Annotated in this window: 18 protein-coding genes; 10 read left to right on the top strand and 8 right to left on the bottom strand. The window is 35.5% G+C overall.

The features are described from left to right. Positions 1 to 130: 130 nt before the first annotated feature. A complete protein-coding gene (locus RNZ46_RS09025) occupies positions 131 to 994 on the top strand; it encodes a sigma-70 family RNA polymerase sigma factor (RefSeq protein WP_316981884.1) in 864 nt (287 codons plus the stop codon). 32 nt (positions 995 to 1026) lie between these two features. Then, complete coding sequence (rpsU, locus tag RNZ46_RS09020; protein WP_316981883.1) at positions 1027 to 1221, top strand: 30S ribosomal protein S21; 195 nt, start codon at positions 1027 to 1029, stop codon at positions 1219 to 1221. A gap of 191 nt (positions 1222 to 1412) precedes the next feature. Here rpsU and RNZ46_RS09015 read toward each other — a convergent pair whose 3' ends face one another. Next, a complete protein-coding gene (locus tag RNZ46_RS09015) occupies positions 1413 to 1637 on the bottom strand; it encodes a hypothetical protein (protein WP_316981882.1) in 225 nt (74 codons plus the stop codon). Positions 1638 to 1704: 67 nt separating this feature from the next. After that, positions 1705 to 2499 carry a DUF2797 domain-containing protein gene (locus RNZ46_RS09010; protein ID WP_316981881.1) on the bottom strand — a complete coding sequence of 265 codons (795 nt, stop codon included), beginning with the start codon at positions 2497 to 2499 and terminating at the stop codon, positions 1705 to 1707. 42 nt (positions 2500 to 2541) lie between these two features. Here RNZ46_RS09010 and RNZ46_RS09005 point away from each other — a divergent pair, with 42 nt between their 5' ends. Together RNZ46_RS09005 and RNZ46_RS09000 are read left to right on the top strand one after the other, a co-directional pair. Next, the gene (locus tag RNZ46_RS09005; RefSeq protein WP_316981880.1) at positions 2542 to 4056 is read left to right on the top strand and encodes a GH3 auxin-responsive promoter family protein; all 1515 of its coding nucleotides are present in this window, start codon (positions 2542 to 2544) and stop codon (positions 4054 to 4056) included. A gap of 132 nt (positions 4057 to 4188) precedes the next feature. After that, a complete protein-coding gene (locus RNZ46_RS09000) occupies positions 4189 to 5811 on the top strand; it encodes an OmpA family protein (RefSeq protein WP_316981879.1) in 1623 nt (540 codons plus the stop codon). 304 nt (positions 5812 to 6115) lie between these two features. On the opposite strand, the gene clpX is transcribed toward RNZ46_RS09000, so the two are convergent. The 6 genes from clpX to RNZ46_RS08970 all read right to left on the bottom strand — a co-directional run bounded on the left by clpX (position 6116) and on the right by RNZ46_RS08970 (position 11692). Further along, positions 6116 to 7348, bottom strand: a complete 1233-nt coding sequence (clpX, locus tag RNZ46_RS08995) for an ATP-dependent Clp protease ATP-binding subunit ClpX (RefSeq protein ID WP_316981878.1) — start codon at positions 7346 to 7348, stop codon at positions 6116 to 6118. Between the two features lie 75 nt (positions 7349 to 7423). Next, on the bottom strand, positions 7424 to 8098 hold the full coding sequence (gene clpP / locus RNZ46_RS08990) for an ATP-dependent Clp endopeptidase proteolytic subunit ClpP (RefSeq protein ID WP_316981877.1): 675 nt from the start codon (positions 8096 to 8098) through the stop codon (positions 7424 to 7426). A 218-nt stretch (positions 8099 to 8316) separates the two neighbouring features. Further along, positions 8317 to 9645, bottom strand: coding sequence for a trigger factor (gene tig / locus RNZ46_RS08985; protein ID WP_316981876.1), 1329 nt, complete (start codon positions 9643 to 9645; stop codon positions 8317 to 8319). Positions 9646 to 9787: 142 nt separating this feature from the next. Next, a complete protein-coding gene (locus RNZ46_RS08980) occupies positions 9788 to 10135 on the bottom strand; it encodes a phage holin family protein (protein ID WP_316981875.1) in 348 nt (115 codons plus the stop codon). Between the two features lie 30 nt (positions 10136 to 10165). Beyond that, positions 10166 to 10942, bottom strand: coding sequence for an alpha/beta fold hydrolase (locus RNZ46_RS08975; RefSeq protein WP_316981874.1), 777 nt, complete (start codon positions 10940 to 10942; stop codon positions 10166 to 10168). A gap of 36 nt (positions 10943 to 10978) precedes the next feature. Beyond that, complete coding sequence (locus RNZ46_RS08970; RefSeq protein WP_316981873.1) at positions 10979 to 11692, bottom strand: pyridoxine 5'-phosphate synthase; 714 nt, start codon at positions 11690 to 11692, stop codon at positions 10979 to 10981. Between the two features lie 89 nt (positions 11693 to 11781). On the opposite strand from RNZ46_RS08970, the gene RNZ46_RS08965 reads away from it, so the two are divergent. The 6 genes from RNZ46_RS08965 to RNZ46_RS08940 all read left to right on the top strand — a co-directional run bounded on the left by RNZ46_RS08965 (position 11782) and on the right by RNZ46_RS08940 (position 18754). Further along, positions 11782 to 12441 carry a CBS domain-containing protein gene (locus RNZ46_RS08965; protein ID WP_316981872.1) on the top strand — a complete coding sequence of 220 codons (660 nt, stop codon included), beginning with the start codon at positions 11782 to 11784 and terminating at the stop codon, positions 12439 to 12441. 4 nt (positions 12442 to 12445) lie between these two features. After that, a complete protein-coding gene (locus tag RNZ46_RS08960; RefSeq protein WP_316981871.1) occupies positions 12446 to 13330 on the top strand; it encodes an NAD kinase in 885 nt (294 codons plus the stop codon). A 136-nt stretch (positions 13331 to 13466) separates the two neighbouring features. Beyond that, entirely contained in the window at positions 13467 to 14156 is a 690-nt protein-coding gene (porG, locus tag RNZ46_RS08955; protein ID WP_316981870.1) for a type IX secretion system protein PorG, read from the top strand. A gap of 1 nt (position 14157) precedes the next feature. Continuing rightward, complete coding sequence (gene uppS / locus RNZ46_RS08950) at positions 14158 to 14898, top strand: undecaprenyl pyrophosphate synthase (protein ID WP_316981869.1); 741 nt, start codon at positions 14158 to 14160, stop codon at positions 14896 to 14898. Beyond that, positions 14870 to 17482, top strand: a complete 2613-nt coding sequence (locus RNZ46_RS08945; RefSeq protein ID WP_316984981.1) for a BamA/OMP85 family outer membrane protein — start codon at positions 14870 to 14872, stop codon at positions 17480 to 17482. Before uppS ends, RNZ46_RS08945 begins: the two co-directional genes overlap by 29 nt. 291 nt (positions 17483 to 17773) lie before the next feature. Further along, positions 17774 to 18754, top strand: coding sequence for an OmpH/Skp family outer membrane protein (locus RNZ46_RS08940; protein ID WP_316981868.1), 981 nt, complete (start codon positions 17774 to 17776; stop codon positions 18752 to 18754). Positions 18755 to 18789: the final 35 nt, after the last annotated feature.

Genomic DNA, 18789 nt, shown 5'->3' with positions numbered 1-18789 from the left:
ACCCTTAAAAAAACACTAAATTTTAGTCATTTTTGCCCGTTTTTGCATAAAAAATGGTTAAAAATTAGGTTTTATAAAATATAAAGTTATGTTGTATGGCGAAAATTATTTAAATTTTATATAAATCGATATGAGGCAATTAAAAATCACTAAACAAGTTACTAATAGAGAGTCTAAATCGCTTGATAAATATCTACAAGATATTAGCAAAATACCGTTAATTACCGCAGACGAAGAAGTGGAGTTGGCGCAAAGAATTCGCCAAGGCGATCAAAAAGCATTAGATACACTTACAACCGCTAACTTGCGTTTTGTTGTTTCAGTCTCAAAACAATACCAAAATCAAGGTCTGTCATTACCAGATTTAATTAACGAAGGTAACGCAGGCTTGGTAAAAGCGGCGAAACGTTTTGACGAAACTAGAGGTTTTAAATTTATTTCTTATGCTGTTTGGTGGATTCGACAAGCAATTCTTCAAGCTTTAGCAGAACAATCTCGAATAGTTAGATTACCTTTGAACAAAATTGGTTCTATAAATAAAATAAACAAAGCTTATTCATTTTTAGAACAAGAGCATGAAAGAGCACCGAGTGCTGAAGAAATTGCTAAAAACCTAGACCTTTCGGTTAAAAACGTAAAACAGTCTATGAAGATTTCTGGCCGACACGTTTCAATGGATGCGCCTTTGAAAGAAGGAGAAACGTTTAGTTTGTATGATGTAGTAATGTCTGACGAATCGCCAAAACCAGATAATGGTTTAATGAGAGATTCCTTAAACATTGAGTTAAATAGAGCATTGGACACGCTATCTGAAAAAGAGGCCGAAGTAATACGAAACTATTACGGCATAAGTAAAAAGCACCCGATGAGCCTACAGGAAATAGGCATTTCGTTTGGATTAACACGCGAACGGGTAAGACAAATTAAAGAAAAAGGTATTCGCAGATTGCGACATACCTCTAAAAGTAAAGTATTAAAAACGTATTTAGGATAGTCCTAAAAACACAAAACCATTAATAAAAATATATGCTAAAAATTATTGTAAAAGATGGCGAAAACATCGAACGCGCCTTAAAACGTTACAAAAGAAAACACCGTAACATTAAAGTAATGCAGAATTTAAGAGACGGACAGTTTTTTACCAAACCTTCGGTAAAAAGACGTCGTGAAATTCAAAAAGCCGCTTACATTCAAAGGTTACGAGATCAAGAAGATATATAGTTTTCTAGTTTCTTTACAACACATAAAGGCTGTCTAAAAAGGGCTTAAGGCTTATTAAATTAAGCAAAGCCAATTTTGTGGTGCATTAAACTCAGTGCATTACAACTATCGTTTTGGGCTAAATATTCACTTTTTAGACAGCCGATTTATTAGTAAATTCCCGAGTTTTTCAACCTACTTTTTATAAACGGTTAGCTTCTGTAACCTATGGGGTTGTCTTCATAAAAATCATCAAAAGTTTTAGTGGTAGTATAATTGTCTTTTAAAACTTTATAAACCGTAACAACAACAAAAAGTTGCCCTAAACACATAAGATAAAACACCCAATTAAAAGGCAGGTTTAATGACACCATTATGGTTAAGGCTATCAACAAGAGCGTTGCAACAACAACATAAAATATACCTGTAATTTTCATTTTTTACTTTCAATTTACTAAAAAGCAAAGGTTTATGAAAATCTACAGCGTTAAAAATAGTATAAAACTACGGCAAGCTTATTTGAATAACCAAACCTTCGTTAGCACGAACATTAAAAACCGTTTCATCTTCAAAAATTAAATATTGCCCTTTTATGCCAACCAACTTTCCTGTGTATTGCTGCTGTTTAATTATATTTAAGCTTTTAGGTTTTAGCGGGTACTTATAAACAGGAAATTCGATATTTGTTTCAGTGTTGTTTTCAATAAAATAATCTTTAGCCTCATCGGGAATATATGTCTTTAAGCGCTCGCGCCATTCCACTAAATCTTCATCCTCCACATCATTTTTAAGCATTTTTCGCCAGTTGGTTTTATCGGCCACATGGTCTTTTAAAGCCACTTCGGTTATGCCTGCCAAATACCTGTTTGGGACTTCTACAATTTCAATGGCTTCGTGCGCCCCTTGGTCTATCCAGCGTGTTGGCACTTGTTGTTTTCGGGTAACCCCGACCTTTACGTTACTGGAGTTTGCCAAATACACAATGTGTGGTTGCAGCTGCACTTTCTTTTCGTAAGCTAAATCGCGGTCTTCTTTACCCAAATGTGCAGTACTTAATTCCGGGCGCATAATCCAATCTGCTGCTTGAGGTACTTCAAAAAAACATTGCTTATCGAAACCTTGTCGATAAATGGGCTTATCCAATCCACAATTTAAGCACTGATACTTAACAAATTGCATGGTTATGGTTTTATTCAGCAACTGATTCATGTTTAAAAAATCGTTTTCAAACACTAAATAATATTGAATAGGTTGCGAAAACTCAGTTTCCATTTTTGTTAAAACACCTTGGTAGTTCATAAAAAAAAGTCTTATTTTTAAGAACTTAAAGATAAAATAAATATGCCAATTCCTTTAGTAAATTCTATTGCTTCTTGGTTTTTAAAAAAACGATTTCATCAAATTGATTTGTTTTTAAAATACCCAAACGAAGTACAAAACGAATTGCTTTTAAACCTTATAAACACTGCTAAAGACACCGAGATTGGCAAACAACACGATTTTGCATCCATTACCAATTACAGCACATTTGCCGAACGCGTGCCAATTAAAAACTACGAAGGTTGGCAAGATGTTATTGAGCGATCGCGCCGAGGCGAAACCAATATTTTTTGGCCGAGTCCTATAAAATGGTTTGCAAAATCTAGCGGCACTACCAATGCCAAAAGTAAATTTATTCCGGTTAGCAGCGAGTCTTTAGAAGACTGCCATTATGCCGCCGGTAAAGATTTGTTGTGCATGTACCTTAACAATAACGAGGATTCGCAACTATTTACGGGTAAAAGTTTACGCTTAGGCGGCAGCAAGGAATTGTACAAAGAAAACGGTACTCTTTTTGGTGATTTATCGGCCATTTTAATTGACAACATGCCTTTTTGGGCCGAATTTAGCAGCACGCCAAGCAACAAAGTATCGTTAATGAGCGATTGGGAATACAAGATGCAAGCCATTGTTGATGAAACCATAAACGAAAAGGTTACCAGTTTGGCGGGTGTGCCCTCATGGATGCTCGTACTATTAAATAATGTTTTAGAAACCACGGGGAAACAGAGTTTGTTTGATGTTTGGCCTAATTTAGAGGTGTATTTTCACGGCGGTGTTAGCTTCACGCCTTATGTTGATCAATACAAAAAAATACTCCCAAAAAACAGCTTTAAATATTACGAAATATACAATGCATCGGAAGGTTTTTTTGCCATTCAAGATCAAAATAACTCAAGTGAATTGTTATTGATGTTGGATTACGGCATTTTTTATGAATTTATTCCCATGGATGTTTACGCGACTTCCGAAGAAAAAGCCATTCCGTTAAGCGACGTCAAACTCCATCAGAATTATGCTGTGGTTATCACCACCAACGCAGGCTTATGGCGTTATAAAATTGGAGACACGGTTCGGTTTACGTCATTGCACCCCTATAGAATAAAAGTTTCCGGCAGAACCAAACACCACATTAATGTTTTTGGCGAAGAATTGATTATTGAAAATGCCGAAGATGCTTTAAAGAAAGTTTGCAAGCGAACCAAAGCCGAAATAGTAGATTATACGGCAGCACCTATTTTTATGAACGGCAAAGAAAAAGGCGCACACGAGTGGCTTATTGAATTTAAAACACCTCCAAAAGACCTCAATTATTTTAATGAATTGTTCGACAATGCCTTAAAGGCTTCAAACTCAGATTACGAAGCTAAACGCTACAACAATTTAACCCTTAATAAACCTAAAATCCATATGGCTCGTGAACGTTTGTTTTATGATTGGCTTAAACAAAACAACAAATTAGGCGGCCAACATAAAATACCCAGACTCTCCAACACCAGGGATTATTTAGATGATTTATTGCGTTTAAATTCCTAAATCATAAAAACCCAAAAACCACTGATAAACAATGACTTATCGAATTAAATCGTACTTAGTCTAGTAAATTTCATTTTATCTTGGATTAACAGCTATTTTTAAAATACTAATTAATCCAAAACCCTCTTTAAAATGAAAACTAAGGTATTCGTTATCATTTGTCTTATCTCAAATTTTATATTTAGCCAAGGGTCGTCAAGTTTTATCGCAGGAAATATCAACGCTAAAAAAACCGCCTTATCTTATAATACTCCATTCTCATCTTACGAAATTGGCGCCAATGGTTTTAATTTTGAACTTTTAGATGCTGGTGTAAATACCAAATATTCAGAAATTGGCACCGGTTTTTTTAGAAATAAGCTCATTATGGTTTCGTCTAAAAAACTTGGTGGATTGGCAAAAATAGATTCAAACACCAACGAAGCTTACAAAGAATTGTATTGTTTAAATGTTAGTAAAAATGGCGCTTTAAGTCGACCTTTACTATTTTCAAGAATGTTAAACACCAACGCCAGTGAAGACCAACTTACGTTTTCGCCAGATCAAAAAACCGTCTATTTTACACGAAGTAACCGAAAAAAATCACTCGAATATAAATTATACAAGGCCAATCTTGAAGAAGGCTCTCATGGCAATTGGATAAACGAGGAACTCTTGAGCATTAATAAAAACAATGTTTCAATTGAAACACCTTTTTTAAATCGAAAGGGCGATAAGCTTTATTTTTCTTCGAACATGCCCGGGTCTGTTGGTGGCTACGATATTTATGTAGCAGATGTTAAAGCCGATGGCACCTTGGGTACACCTAAAAATTTAGGGCATTCAATCAACACGACGTCCGATGAAAAATACCCGTCCTTATCTATGGATGGGAAACATTTGTATTTCTCCTCAAAAGGGCATCAAGGTTTTGGCGGTTATGATTTGTTTGTGAGTAGAATTCTTAGTGATTCGTATAAAGCACCAAGAAATCTTGGAAACACCATCAATTCCAGTTACGATGAAATAGGTTATTTTTTAGCCACAAAAACCAAAGGTTATGTTTCATCAAATAAACCCAATGGTAAGGGTAGTTTTGATATTTATACCGCGGTTAATGACGAAATTGTTCAATCTATAGAAGGAAAAGCCATTGATTTGGTTACAAAAATTAAACTGCCTAATACGCTTATTGTTTTAAAAGATGAAGACAATATTGAAGTAGCAAGACAAATGACGGATGCCAACGGAACCTTTAACTTTGATAATATTGCCCCTTTTGAATTGTATACGCTACACACCGAAAAAGATGGTTTTAAAGATGCTGTTTTTGAATTTTTAGCAAACAGAAACTTTGACACAACTTACAATAAGAATTTAGAGCTGAACACCACCGAACCCGTGATTACAGAAGTTGACGATGAATTAAGAATTGTGTTGGAAAACATTTATTTCGATTTTGCAAAATACAGCATTAAAGAAGAATCGACCATTTCGTTAAACAAAATCATTAAAGTGCTGAATGACAACCCAAACATCTCCTTAGCCATTCATGCGCATACCGATATTAGAGGCAATGATGCTTATAACTTGAAGTTGTCTAAACAAAGAGCAAAATCTGCTTTAAACTATCTAATTAAAAATGGGATTGATAAAGGCCGATTAACATCAAAAGGTTACGGCGAAACAAAACCGTTAATTGATTGCAAAACCAATTCGTGTACCGATGAGGAGCATCAATCTAACCGACGTATTGAGTTTGTTATTCTGGATTAAAGTAAAGTACTTTTAATTAAATCCGTTTAAATGCAATGTAAAAAAGTGTTTAAACGAGTATTTCGTCTAATCATCTAAAAGCCAAAAAAACACTTTGTGAGTTTTAAAATTAAATATATTTTTAAAACGTATTAATTGCTATTTCACATAAATTCAATATATTTTTTTAACAATCCTCATTAAAAAAACTGTTGTATTCCGATAAAAAATTATTCGTAATGTCTATTATTAATTAACATCCATAACATAAAAAACCACGCTAATCAGCGTGGTTTTTTTATATACTTTAAATTGTTAAAACAACTTACGAAACCGCTTTGAGTTTCTTTATTGTGGTTTTGGTTAATTTGCTTTCGGCATATAATTTAGTAACGTTAAGTTTCTTTTCGTTACTGCTTGGTAATTCAAACATGGCATCGGTTAATATTTCTTCGCATAACGAACGTAACCCTCTAGCCCCAAGCTTATATTCAATGGCTTTCCCTACTATAAAATCAAGTGCACCATCGGTAATACTAAACTCGATATCGTCCATTGCAAATAACTTTTTATATTGCTTTATGATCGCGTTTTTAGGCTCTGTTAAAATAGCGCGTAAGGTTTTTGCATCCAACGGATCCATATAGGTTAATACAGGAAGTCGTCCAATAATTTCAGGAATCAATCCAAAATCCTTTAAGTCCTTCGGAATAATATATTGAAGTAAATGGTCTTGATCCACGACATCATCAGACATGGACGCACTATAACCCACCGCTTGCATGTTTAATCGTTTAGAAATAACGCGGTCAATACCATCAAAAGCACCACCAGCGATAAACAGAATATTTTCGGTATTTACTTCAATAAATTTTTGGTCGGGATGTTTACGTCCACCCTTAGGTGGCACATTTACAACGGTACCTTCCAAAAGCTTTAATAAAGCTTGCTGCACGCCTTCGCCCGATACATCACGAGTAATAGACGGGTTGTCGCTTTTACGGGCAATCTTATCAATTTCATCAATAAATACAATACCCTTTTCTGCTTTTTCTAAATTATAATCGGCCGCTTGAAGCAATCTTGTTAAAATACTTTCTACGTCCTCGCCCACATAACCCGCTTCGGTTAAAACGGTAGCATCAACAATGGCCAAAGGCACATTAAGCATTCTTGCCACTGTTTTGGCCATTAATGTTTTTCCTGTTCCGGTTTGGCCCACCATAATTATATTCGATTTTTGAATATCGATGTCGTCGTTTGATGGTGGTTGCAATAATCTTTTATAGTGATTATAAACAGCAACAGACATCACTTTTTTTGTCATGTCTTGCCCTATTATGTATTCGTCTAAAAAATCTTTGATTTGTTGAGGCTTTCTAAGCTTCAACTCAGCAGATAAGTCACTGCTATCGGTTTGCTTGGATTCTTCAATTACAATACCATGCGCCTGCTCGATACAGCGGTCGCAAATATGTGCATCTAATCCAGCTATTAATAAATTCGTTTCTGGTTTTTTTCGCCCACAAAACGAGCATTCTAATTCTTCCTTTGCCATTAATCTTTATATTTAAGAAGATGAGAATTCTTATAAATCCCTCTATAACAATCTTATAAAATTACAAAAAATAATTTAACTACGGGCTAAAATCTCATCAATCATACCGTATTCTTTAGCTTTATCGGCTTTCATCCAATAATCTCTGTCGCTATCTTCGTATACTTTGTCGTAATCTTGACCCGAATGCTTACTTATTATTTTGTAAAGTTCTTCCTTTAAGGTTAAAATTTCTCTTGCGGTAATTTCAATATCACTGGCTTGCCCTTGAGCGCCACCAAGTGGTTGATGAATCATAACACGAGAGTGTGTTAAACCACTGCGTTTTCCTTTTTCGCCAGCACATAATAATACGGCACCCATAGATGCTGCCATACCTGTACAAATAGTGGCTACATCTGGTTTTATAAACTGCATGGTATCATAAATACCTAAGCCCGCATAAACACTTCCACCTGGAGAGTTGATGTAAATTTGAATGTCTTTTGAAGCATCGGTACTTTCCAAAAACAGTAATTGCGCTTGAACGATGTTTGCAACTTGGTCGTTAATTCCGGTTCCCAAAAAAATGATTCTGTCCATCATTAAACGCGAAAACACATCAAAAACAGCGATGTTCATTTGGCGTTCTTCTATAATATTTGGTGTGAGATTTGTTGGGTACATACTACTAATAATTTTATTGTAATAGGTACTGCTTATGCCTTGATCTTTTATCGCGAATTTCTCAAACTCTTTTGCGTAATCCATAGTTAATTTTAATAATTTACTCGATAATCGAGATTTTAATACTTTGAAATGTTATGATTTTCTTTATACCTGTCCAGGGTGCTCACTTCTCAACAGACGGTAACCCATTGATTAGCTTCAAAATAAGCCAATACATTTTAATTAGATTATTTTGTTGAACAAAAAGGCACTTAAATTTACCAATTTAAGTGCCTAAATATAAGGAATTATTATTTGATTTATTTATCGCCGTATACTTCTTTAACAAACTTTTCGTAACTTAATTCCTTTACTTTTAAGTTTGCTTTTTCTTTGTAAAGCGATAATAATTTTTGACTTACCAATTGCTCTGAAATACGACGTGCTTCGTCTTGGTTTCCTAAAACCCTAGCTGCGATATCGTCCAATTCTTTATCCGATGGATTCATTTGACCAAACTGTGCCATTTGCCCTTTTATCATTTCCCTAGCATGATTTTTAATATCATCCATAGTAACTTGAATATTGTTTTCTTCAATTAATTTGCCTTCAATCAATTGGTAACGTAAGCTTTTTTCAGACTTCTCGTATTCTTCTTTAGCTTGCGCTTCGTCCATTTCCTTTTCTCCTGCTGTTTGCATCCATTTGGTTAAAAATTCTGCTGGCAAATCGAATTTTGTGTTTTCAACTAAATATTCGGTAACATCGTTTAAAAGCTTTTGATCGGCTTGTTGTACAAATTGTTTTTCGGCATCTTCCTTAATTTTTGCTTTTAATTCGGTAACCGACGTTACTTCGCCTTTTCCGAAAAGCTTATCGAATAAATCTTGATCTAAATCTGCCAACTCACGTTTATTGATTTCGGTAATTGTGAAGGACACCTCGATATCCAAACCATGAACCTCATCGTGACTTAACTTTAAAGCGTGCATTAACTCATGCTCATCGTCGTAAAGTCCTTTTGTTTTTAAAACAATAACGTCGCCAACTTTGGCTCCAACAAATTGTTTCGCTGTTGCTTTTCCTTTAAATTTATCTAAAGTTAAGGTTACGGTGTTGTCAATCTCTTTTTCTTCGTTGGTGTAAGTTCCTGTAATTTCACTGTCTTTTTCAACCGTATCTTGAGATACCAATTTCCCGTATTGCTTTTGGATACGTTCAATTTGCTCATCAATCATTTTATCATCAGCAACAATATTGTACTGCGTAATGGCTTTTTTGCTTTTTAAGTTAACCTCAAATTCTGGTGCTAAACCTAATTCGAATTCAAAAGTAAACCCTTCCGCATCCCAGTCAATTTCATCTTGTGTTTTTGGTAATGGCTGCCCAAGAACATCTAATTTTTCTTCGGTTAAATATTTATTTAAAGCGTCTTGTAAAAGCTTGTTTACCTCATCAACCAAAACTGCTTTTCCGTACTGTTTTTTAACCATTCCCATAGGCACGTGTCCTTTTCTAAAACCAGGAATATTTGCCGTTTTACGGTAATCCGATAATATTTTTTCTACTTTATCGCTATAATCTTCTTTAGCAATATCTACTTTTACTACCGCGTTTAACGCATCAACGTTTTCTCTTGTAATGTTCATTTTAAATGATATATAACCTTTAATCAGGCATTTAACAAAAAGGTTTCTTTTTAAAAACCTATAATTTATGTAATTAAAATTGGGATGCAAAAATAATATATTTTTACATCCCAACAAAGTTTTTAATGCGTTGAATTTCAGCCTATTTTTTATCGTCTTTTATGACGGAATGTAGGATAGATTCTAAAATGGATAATAGGATACTAAAGAGCAATGCCCACCAAAAACCATCAACCGAAAAACCGCCTACTAAATTACTAGCCAAAAGAATAATAATAGCGTTTATAACCAGCAGAAACAACCCTAAAGTTAAGATGGTGGCCGGCAAAGTAAAAATTACCAAAATGGGTTTTACAAGTAAATTTAAGACCGAAAGCACGACGGCTACAATTAATGCGCCCGTGTATCCATCAACATGCACCCCAGAAAGTAAGTGGGCTAAAATAAAAACGGCTACGGCATTTAATAGGAGTTTTAACAATAGTTTCATAATGATATTAATTTATTAAATGTACAAAATCTACGACACAAATTGAATGACAGCCTCAAAAAAGTCCTTTGGATTTTCGGCGTGCAGCCAATGCCCCGAATTTGCAACGGTAACTATTTTAGCCTTTGGGAAATGGTTTTTAATGATTCGCTCATCGTCAAGGCCAATATATTCCGATCGGTCGCCTCGTAAAAACAAAGTGTCTTTTTCAAATCTTGAATAACTAGGTAGGGCTTCGCCAACTTCGGCAACCTCACCTTTTAAAACCTTCAAATTAATACGCAATGCCAGTTTGCCTTTTTCAACCCAGTACAGGTTTTTTAGTAAAAACTGACGAATGCCCAAATTGGATACATACTCGCTTAAAACCGTATCGGCTTCGCCTCTACTTTTTATCACATCAAAATTTAAAGCACTCAAACCCTCCAGAATAACATCGTGGTGAATGGGGTAAAATCGGGGTGAAATATCGGCCACCAATAGTTTTGAAACCAACTCTGGATATTGCGATGCAAATAACATGGCCGTTTTACCGCCCATGGAATGTCCAAGCAGCACGATATCGCTTAAATCGTGTACTTCACAATAGTGTTTTAAATCGTCGGCAAGGGTTTCGTAATTAAACGTGTCGCTCCAAAAGCTTCGTCCGTGATTACGTTGATCGACCAAATGCACCTCGAAACCTTGTTCGCTAAGATTTTTACCGTGGGTTTTCCAATTATCGCTCATGCCTAAAAAGCCATGTAAAATAATAAATGCTTGCCCTTTACCTAATATGTTTGAATGTAAAATATCTTGCTTTGCCACGAATTCACTAATTTTTATTTATTATTTACTGCCGATTTATTTCAATTTATTCAAATACATTTGAATCACGTTTTCGACTCCTAAATATAAGCTTTCTGAAATTAGCGCGTGCCCAATTGAAACCTCTAATAAATGTGTTATGTTTTCTTTAAAAAACTGAATGTTTTCCAACGATAAATCGTGCCCTGCATTAATGCCCAAACCTAGGGTATGTGCCAATTCTGCACATTCAGCATACGGCTTTATGGCATCTTTATTCCCTAAACTATATTGGTCTGCAAAGGCTTCGGTATACAATTCAATTCTATCTGTTCCCGTATTTTTTGCGCCTTCAATTTGTTTTAAAACGGGATCGACAAAAATAGACGTTCTTATGCCATGCCGCTTAAATTCTTTTATCACATCAACTAAAAAGTCTTTGTGCTTAATGGTGTCCCAACCGGCATTACTTGTTATGGCATCAACCGCATCGGGCACTAAAGTAACCTGTGTTGGCTTTACCTCTAAAACCAAATTCACAAAAGATTCTATGGGATTGCCTTCAATATTGTATTCGGTATAAACCTCTGGTTTTAAATCGCGTGCATCCTGATAGCGAATATGGCGCTCGTCTGGCCTTGGATGAATGGTGATGCCTTCGGCTCCAAATTGCTGTGCATCTTTGGCAAACTGGACCACATTGGGCATATCGCCACCTCGCGAATTTCTTAAAGTTGCTATTTTATTAATATTTACGCTTAACTTTGTCATCTGTCCTTTTTTTACAAGACAAAAATACAAAGTAGAACACCTTTATATACTATTTTTTTGATTAATTTGCATCTTTACAAAGTCAAGCAATGAAACTTACAGAATACATTATAAACGACATAAAACCTTTAAATAACGACAGCAAAATAAGCGATTTGCAGGAATTATTTAATCAGTTAACCTATTCCCATATTCCGGTTAGAGATAAAAACAATACTTATTTAGGAAGTTTTTCTGAAACCGATGCTCACTGCTTTGAAGGCGGTAAATTACTTAGCGAATACGCATATGCCCTTGAAGATTTTCACGTTCGCGACACCACGATTTGGCTAGATGTGCTTGAAGCTTTTGCAAAAAACGCAACCAATATTATGCCTGTTTTAAATGATAGAAATGTGTATTTGGGGTATTACGAATTAAACGATGTTATTGGCCTATTTAACGAAACCCCTTTCTTTTTTGAAGCCGGAGGTATTTTAGTTGTTGAGAAAGGCTTAACCGATTATTCTTTTAGCGAAATAAGTCAAATTGTAGAGTCGAACAACGGTAAACTTTTAGGTGCTTTTGTTTCTAAAATTAAAAACGACGTGGTGCAAATTACCCTGAAAATCAGCAATTCAAGCTTAAACGACATCACTCAAACCTTCCGCCGATATAGCTATAACATCGTTTTTGGACATGAAGGCGACAGTTACAACGAAAGCCTCAAAGAGCGCTCGGATTATTTAAAAAAATATTTAGATATATAAATTTATGAAAGTTGCTGTTTTTGGACGATTTTATAATGAGCGCACTACGGTTTCGGTGGAAACCCTCTTCAATTATTTATTGAAAAATGATTTAGATGCCTATATTGAAACCGAATTTTACAACCTTATAAAAAACGAAGAACCCAATAAAAAAGGCTATACTTCATTTAAAACCTTTGATGCCTTAGACACCTCATTCGATTTATTGGTAAGCATTGGCGGCGACGGCACCATTTTACGAGCCATCACATTTGTGCAAGATTTAGGCATTCCCATAATCGGTATTAACACCGGCAGATTAGGATTTTTAGCAACCATTCAGGTAGATGGCATTGAAAACGCGATACAAGATATTATTGATGGCAAATATACCATATCCGAACGCAGTTTGCTCGCTATTGAAACCACTCCAAAAAACGACACGATTACAGCCCTTAACTTTGCTTTAAACGAAGTAACCGTGAGCCGAAAAAACACCACCTCAATGATTACGGTTGAAACCCATTTAGACAACGAATATTTAACATCGTACTGGAGTGATGGATTAATCGTTTCAACGCCAACGGGCTCAACGGGCTATTCTTTAAGTTGCGGCGGCCCCGTTATAACTCCGGGCACCAACAGCTTTGTATTAACGCCCATAGCGCCACATAATTTAAGCGCCCGCCCCTTAGTGGTTCCCGATACCACTGAAATACAGCTAAAAGTAGATGGCAGGGAAGAACAACATTTATTATCGCTCGATTCTAGAATTGCCACGTTAGACAATGGTACTTTGATTACCATAAAAAAAGCATCATTCACCATTAAAATGATCGATCTTTTAAACGAAAGCTTTTTAGACACCCTTAGAAAAAAACTACTTTGGGGTGAAGACAATCGGAATTAAACCACATGACGCATTAAAACGCCGACATTCAAATTGCGCAATATTTTAAAAGAAAAACTGTTTTACACTAATACAATTTAGCTCAAATTATATTAGGCTAATCTTATTTATTATATTTGCAAACTTTTGAATATTTATGAAGCATTTAAGCGTACTGATAATAAGCATTTTAAGCTTTCAATTAAGTTATTCCCAAATTAACGAAATTGGCGTTTTTGCCGGTGGTAGCAATTTTATTGGAGATCTTGGTGCTACAAATTACATCGCACCAAACAGCCCTACTTTGGGATTAATTTACAAATGGAATGCGAGTCCGCGACACTCGTGGAGAGCCACGTTAATATATTCTGATTTAAAAGCTGATGATACTGATTCAGACGACCCAAGACGTGTACAGCGCGGGTATAAATTCGATTCTAATTTACTGGAAATTTCAGCAGGTATAGAATTCACGTTTTTCGATTTCAATTTACACAACGGCGAAAAAATTGCGACACCATATATATACTCTGGAATAAGTGTGGCAAAACATGACAACTTTTATTATTTAAACGGCATTCAAACCCCAGAGAATAGTTCCAGTTGGGCTTTCGGCATACCCATGGCCTTAGGTGCAAAAGCCAATCTTTTTGGCAACATTATTGTAGCTATTGAAGTTGGGGCGCGCTACACCTTTTCTGATGGAATTGAGGGTAGCTTCCCAGATAATCCAGCGAATCAACAATACCGATTTGGTAATATTAATAATAACGATTGGTATGTGTTTTCGGGCGTTACGCTAACCTATACTTTTGGATTAAACCCCTGCTATTGCCCTACAGATTAAAATGGATTTAAAAGAAAACATACACATTGATAAATTGCCAAAGCACATTGCCATTATTATGGATGGCAACGGCCGATGGGCAAAGCAAAAAGGTATGTTACGTGCCTTTGGGCATGAAAATGGTACCAAAGCAGTTCGTGAAACCGTTGAAGCTTCCGCTGAATTGGGTGTAGAAAACTTAACATTGTATGCCTTTTCTACCGAAAATTGGAACCGCCCAAAACTAGAGGTGCAAACCCTAATGAAGCTTTTAGTGTCTTCATTAAAAAAAGAAATAAAAACGCTTCAAGACAACAATATTAAACTTTCGGCTATTGGCAACCTAAATACCTTACCTAAAAAGGTGTATAAAGAATTGCACGAGGTTATAAATAGCACAAAAAGTAATAATAGAATGACTTTAACCCTAGCTTTAAGCTATGGCTCTAGAGAAGAAATCCTAAATACTGTTAAAGAGATTAGTATTAAAGTTAAAAAAAATATAATTTCGCCCGATAAAATTGATGAATCGATTATTAATGAGCATCTTTACACGCAAAATTTACCAGATGTAGATTTGCTTATTAGAACAAGTGGCGAGCAACGTATAAGCAATTTTTTGCTTTGGCAAATAGCATATGCAGAGTTGTATTTTACCAATATACTCTGGCCAGATTTTAAAAAGAAACATTTGTACGAAGCTATTATTGAATATCAAAAAAGAGAACGACGATTTGGGAAAACAAGTGAACAACTTAGCTAATATTTTATCTTTGACAACCTTAAAACACTGTTTATTAGCAATTTTAACATGGTGCAGTTTTAGCATTCAAGCACAGGAAACACCATATAGCGAGGGTAAAAAATACACCTTAGGAAGCGTTACTGTTTCTGGAAACACCAGTTTTAGCGAGCAAACCATAGTTACTTACTCCGGTTTAAGCAAAGGCAAGGAAATGACTATTCCCGGAGAAGACATTAGCAATGCCATAAAAAAACTTTGGAACTCAAAACTATTTAACGATATAGAAATTTACATCACTAAAATTGATGGTGATGTAGCACATTTAGAAATTAGATTATCCGATTTGCCACAGCTTAACGAGTTAAAAATAAACGGGATAAAAAAAGGCAAAAAAGAAGGCATAATTAACGATACGGGATTAAAAAAAGGTACTAAAGTAACCGAAAACCTTATTACTAACACCAAAAACTTTCTTAGTAAAAAATATAGAAAAGAAGGGTTCTACAATACCAAAATACTTATAAATACCATTGATGTAAAAGATTCTATAGAAACAGCCAGGGTTAACATGGTGGTAAATATTGATAAGGGCGAAAAGGTTAAAGTTAAAGATATTGAGTTTAGCGGCAACGAGATTTTAAGCGATAAAAAGCTTAGAAAAGCCATGAAAAACACTAAAAAAATCAACCGATTCCGCATTTTAAAACGCTCGAAGTTTGTTGATTCTGCCTATCAAGAAGACCTATCTAAAATCATTGACAAATACAAGGAAAACGGTTATAGAGATGCACGTATTTTATCAGACAGTTTAATTGTAAACGACGATAATAAAACCGTATCGCTTCATATTGCTGTTAACGAAGGCGAACAATACACCTTTGGCGATATTACTTTTATTGGCAATAATGCCTATAGCGACAGAGAATTAAGCAGGGTTTTACGCATTAAAAAAGGTGACACTTATAACGGTGTATTGCTACAAGAACGCATAGCAGACAACTCGAAACCTGATGCATTCGACATAACCAACCTGTATCAAAATAGTGGATATTTATTCTCAACCATAAACCCAGTTGAAGTAAGTGCCGATGACAATGTTATCGATATGGAAATTAGAATAACGGAAGGAAAGCCAGCCTATTTTAATAAAGTATCGGTTGTTGGAAACGACAAAACCAACGACCATGTTATTTACCGTATGTTGCGTACACGACCGGGACAGTTATACAGTAAGGAAAACGTGGTGCGCTCAGTACGTGAATTGGGACAATTGGGCTTTTTCGATGCTCAAGAAATCTCGCCAAACTTTAATAACCCGAATCCGGACGAAGGCACTATTGATATGGAATATTCTGTTAAAGAAACAGGTTCCAGCCAAATAGAATTGCAAGGTGGTTACGGCGGTGGCGGTTTTATTGGTACGCTTGGGCTTTCGTTTAATAACTTTTCAATAAAGGACATCTTTAAAAAAGAAGCTTATAAACCCATCCCCATGGGCGACGGCCAAAAATTAGCATTGCGTTTACAAGCGAGTCGTTTTTACCAAACCTATAGTTTCTCGTTTTCCGAGCCTTGGTTGGGTGGTAAAAAACCCGTGCAATTTTCAACATCGTTATCGCATACCAAACAGTTTTTATACAACCCCATTACACGAAATGCCGACAAAAGCAAGCGTTTTAATATTACGGGTATTTCGGTTGGTTTAGCAAAACGTTTAACCGTGCCTGATGATTATTTTACATTATCGCAAGCCGTAAGTTTTCAGCACTACGATTTACAAAACTACAACACAGGCCTATTTACTTTTGGAAATGGAGACTCAAACAACCTTTCGTATACCGTTGGTTTAAGCAGAAACAACACCAGAATAGACCCTATTTACCCAACGGGTGGTTCAAACTTTTCGGCTACGGCTAAATTTTCCATTCCTTATTCATTATTTAATAATGTTAACTATAAAGCGCTTAAAGAAGAGCGCGATGCTTTAGAGCTTATAGTAGGCGATTCCACAAGACCTATTGACGAGAGAACCGAAGCCTCAGACAGAGTTGGAGAAATAGACCAAGAGCGCTACAAATGGTTGGAGTTTTACAAAATTAACTTTAAAGCCGATTGGTATGCTGAAATTATAAAAGACCTCGTATTAAAACCCAGTGCAGAGTTCGGCTTTTTAGGCGCTTATAATAACGATAGAGGGGTAATTCCTTTCGAGCGTTTCTTTGTTGGTGGCGATGGTTTAGGTAGTTATAGTTTAGATGGAAGAGAATCTATTGCACTTCGTGGATACCCAAATCAATCCCTATCCGATCAAGATGGTGGTACGATTTACAACAAGTTTTCTTTAGAGCTCCGTTACCCAATTACTTTAAAAGCATCGGCAAAAATTTATGCCTTAGGCTTTTTAGAAGGCGGTGCATCGTATAACAGTTTTAGAGATTACAACCCGTTTAGCATTAAACGATCGGCTGGTTTGGGCGTTCGTATTTTCATGCCGGCGTTTGGTTTATTAGGTATAGATTTTGGACATGGTTTTGATGCGTTACCAGGTGAAACTGTTAAGAATGGTTGGGAAACGCACTTTATTATAGGACAACAGTTTTAGTCATTTTAGATATAGTAAAATTTACTTTGGCACGATATTTTCTAATAACCATGTGATGATTTGAATAAGAATTGAAATTTTTCAGGTTAAAATTCGTTAATTTTGAAATGAGCAATCTAAAGTTTTTCATAACAACGAAAATGTTTACTTTGCGAATGACATCTGACCATTAAAAATTAATGAAAAAAATCAGATGAAAAATACAATTCAAAAAATGACAGAATTAAAAACCAAACCATCGTCTGTCTATTTTAGAATTTATGGCCAATAAATTATAAAAATATTAAACAGATGCAAAACAAAGTTCTTTTTTTACTGATAGTGGTGTTTACATTAAGCATTTCGGCCCATGCGCAACGCGGTGTTCGAATTGGTTATATAGACACAGAATATATTTTAGAGAACGTTCCGGAATACCAAGAAGCCATGTCGCAATTAGACGAAAAAGCTCAAAAATGGAATTCTGAAATTCAAGCTAAATTAAGCGCTGTTGAACAAAAACGCATAGCTTTAAGTAACGAAAAAGCCCTTTTAACAAAAGCACTAATTGATGAACGTGATGAAGATATCACGTTTGAGGAACAGGAAATATTAGATTACCAACAAAAGCGTTTTGGACCCAATGGGGATTTAATGATTCAGAAAAAGCAATTGATGCAACCTATACAAGATCAAATTTTTGCGGCAGTGCAAGATTTGGCCGGAAGCAGAAAGTACGATTTTATATTCGATAAATCCGCCGATGTTGTAATGCTGTATTCGGCAAAGCAATTCGATTTAAGCGAGCAGATTTTAAGAAGTATCAAAAGAGCATCAAAACGCAAACAAGTACAAACAAAGGCCGAACGAAAAGAAGCAGAAAAAGAAGAGGTTGTACCAGAGGTTAATTTAGAATTAGAAGAACGCCAAAGAGCGTTGGAAGAAAAAAAAGCGGCCAGAGAAAGTGCTGTTGAAAAAGCAAGACAAGAGAAATTAGCAGCTCGTGAAGCCAAGGTAAAAGCAGCAGCAGAAAGACGTCAAAAAATATTAGACGATCGCGCCAAAGCAAAACAAGCTAAACTAGATGCAAAAAACAAAACAACAGGCGCTGAAACGGGTAAATCCGCAGACGAAAAAACAACCGGGGAAACCAAAACAAAAGCACAGCTAATTGAAGAAAATAGACAGAAGAAATTAAAAGAAAGAGAAGCAAGAAAAAAAGCACTTGAGGATAGAAAGAAAAAAATATTGGAAGAACGCCAAAAAACAAAAGACAGTATAAACAATAATTAACAAAACAATTTATAACACATTAATACTTTAATACT

Source organism: Hwangdonia lutea (assembly GCF_032814565.1).
Lineage (GTDB): Bacteria > Bacteroidota > Bacteroidia > Flavobacteriales > Flavobacteriaceae > Hwangdonia > Hwangdonia lutea.
The sequence above is the reverse complement of the archived record's forward strand: the minus strand, read 5'-3'. Positions and strand labels throughout refer to the sequence as shown.

Coding starts and splice junctions, on each gene's coding strand:
- RNZ46_RS09025 (WP_316981884.1), top strand. CDS start 131: ATGAGGCAATTAAAAATCACTAAACAAGTTACTAATAGAGAGTCTAAA.
- rpsU (WP_316981883.1), top strand. CDS start 1,027: ATGCTAAAAATTATTGTAAAAGATGGCGAAAACATCGAACGCGCCTTA.
- RNZ46_RS09015 (WP_316981882.1), bottom strand. CDS start 1,637: ATGAAAATTACAGGTATATTTTATGTTGTTGTTGCAACGCTCTTGTTG.
- RNZ46_RS09010 (WP_316981881.1), bottom strand. CDS start 2,499: ATGAACTACCAAGGTGTTTTAACAAAAATGGAAACTGAGTTTTCGCAA.
- RNZ46_RS09005 (WP_316981880.1), top strand. CDS start 2,542: ATGCCAATTCCTTTAGTAAATTCTATTGCTTCTTGGTTTTTAAAAAAA.
- RNZ46_RS09000 (WP_316981879.1), top strand. CDS start 4,189: ATGAAAACTAAGGTATTCGTTATCATTTGTCTTATCTCAAATTTTATA.
- clpX (WP_316981878.1), bottom strand. CDS start 7,348: ATGGCAAAGGAAGAATTAGAATGCTCGTTTTGTGGGCGAAAAAAACCA.
- clpP (WP_316981877.1), bottom strand. CDS start 8,098: ATGGATTACGCAAAAGAGTTTGAGAAATTCGCGATAAAAGATCAAGGC.
- tig (WP_316981876.1), bottom strand. CDS start 9,645: ATGAACATTACAAGAGAAAACGTTGATGCGTTAAACGCGGTAGTAAAA.
- RNZ46_RS08980 (WP_316981875.1), bottom strand. CDS start 10,135: ATGAAACTATTGTTAAAACTCCTATTAAATGCCGTAGCCGTTTTTATT.
- RNZ46_RS08970 (WP_316981873.1), bottom strand. CDS start 11,692: ATGACAAAGTTAAGCGTAAATATTAATAAAATAGCAACTTTAAGAAAT.
- RNZ46_RS08965 (WP_316981872.1), top strand. CDS start 11,782: ATGAAACTTACAGAATACATTATAAACGACATAAAACCTTTAAATAAC.
- RNZ46_RS08960 (WP_316981871.1), top strand. CDS start 12,446: ATGAAAGTTGCTGTTTTTGGACGATTTTATAATGAGCGCACTACGGTT.
- porG (WP_316981870.1), top strand. CDS start 13,467: ATGAAGCATTTAAGCGTACTGATAATAAGCATTTTAAGCTTTCAATTA.
- uppS (WP_316981869.1), top strand. CDS start 14,158: ATGGATTTAAAAGAAAACATACACATTGATAAATTGCCAAAGCACATT.
- RNZ46_RS08940 (WP_316981868.1), top strand. CDS start 17,774: ATGCAAAACAAAGTTCTTTTTTTACTGATAGTGGTGTTTACATTAAGC.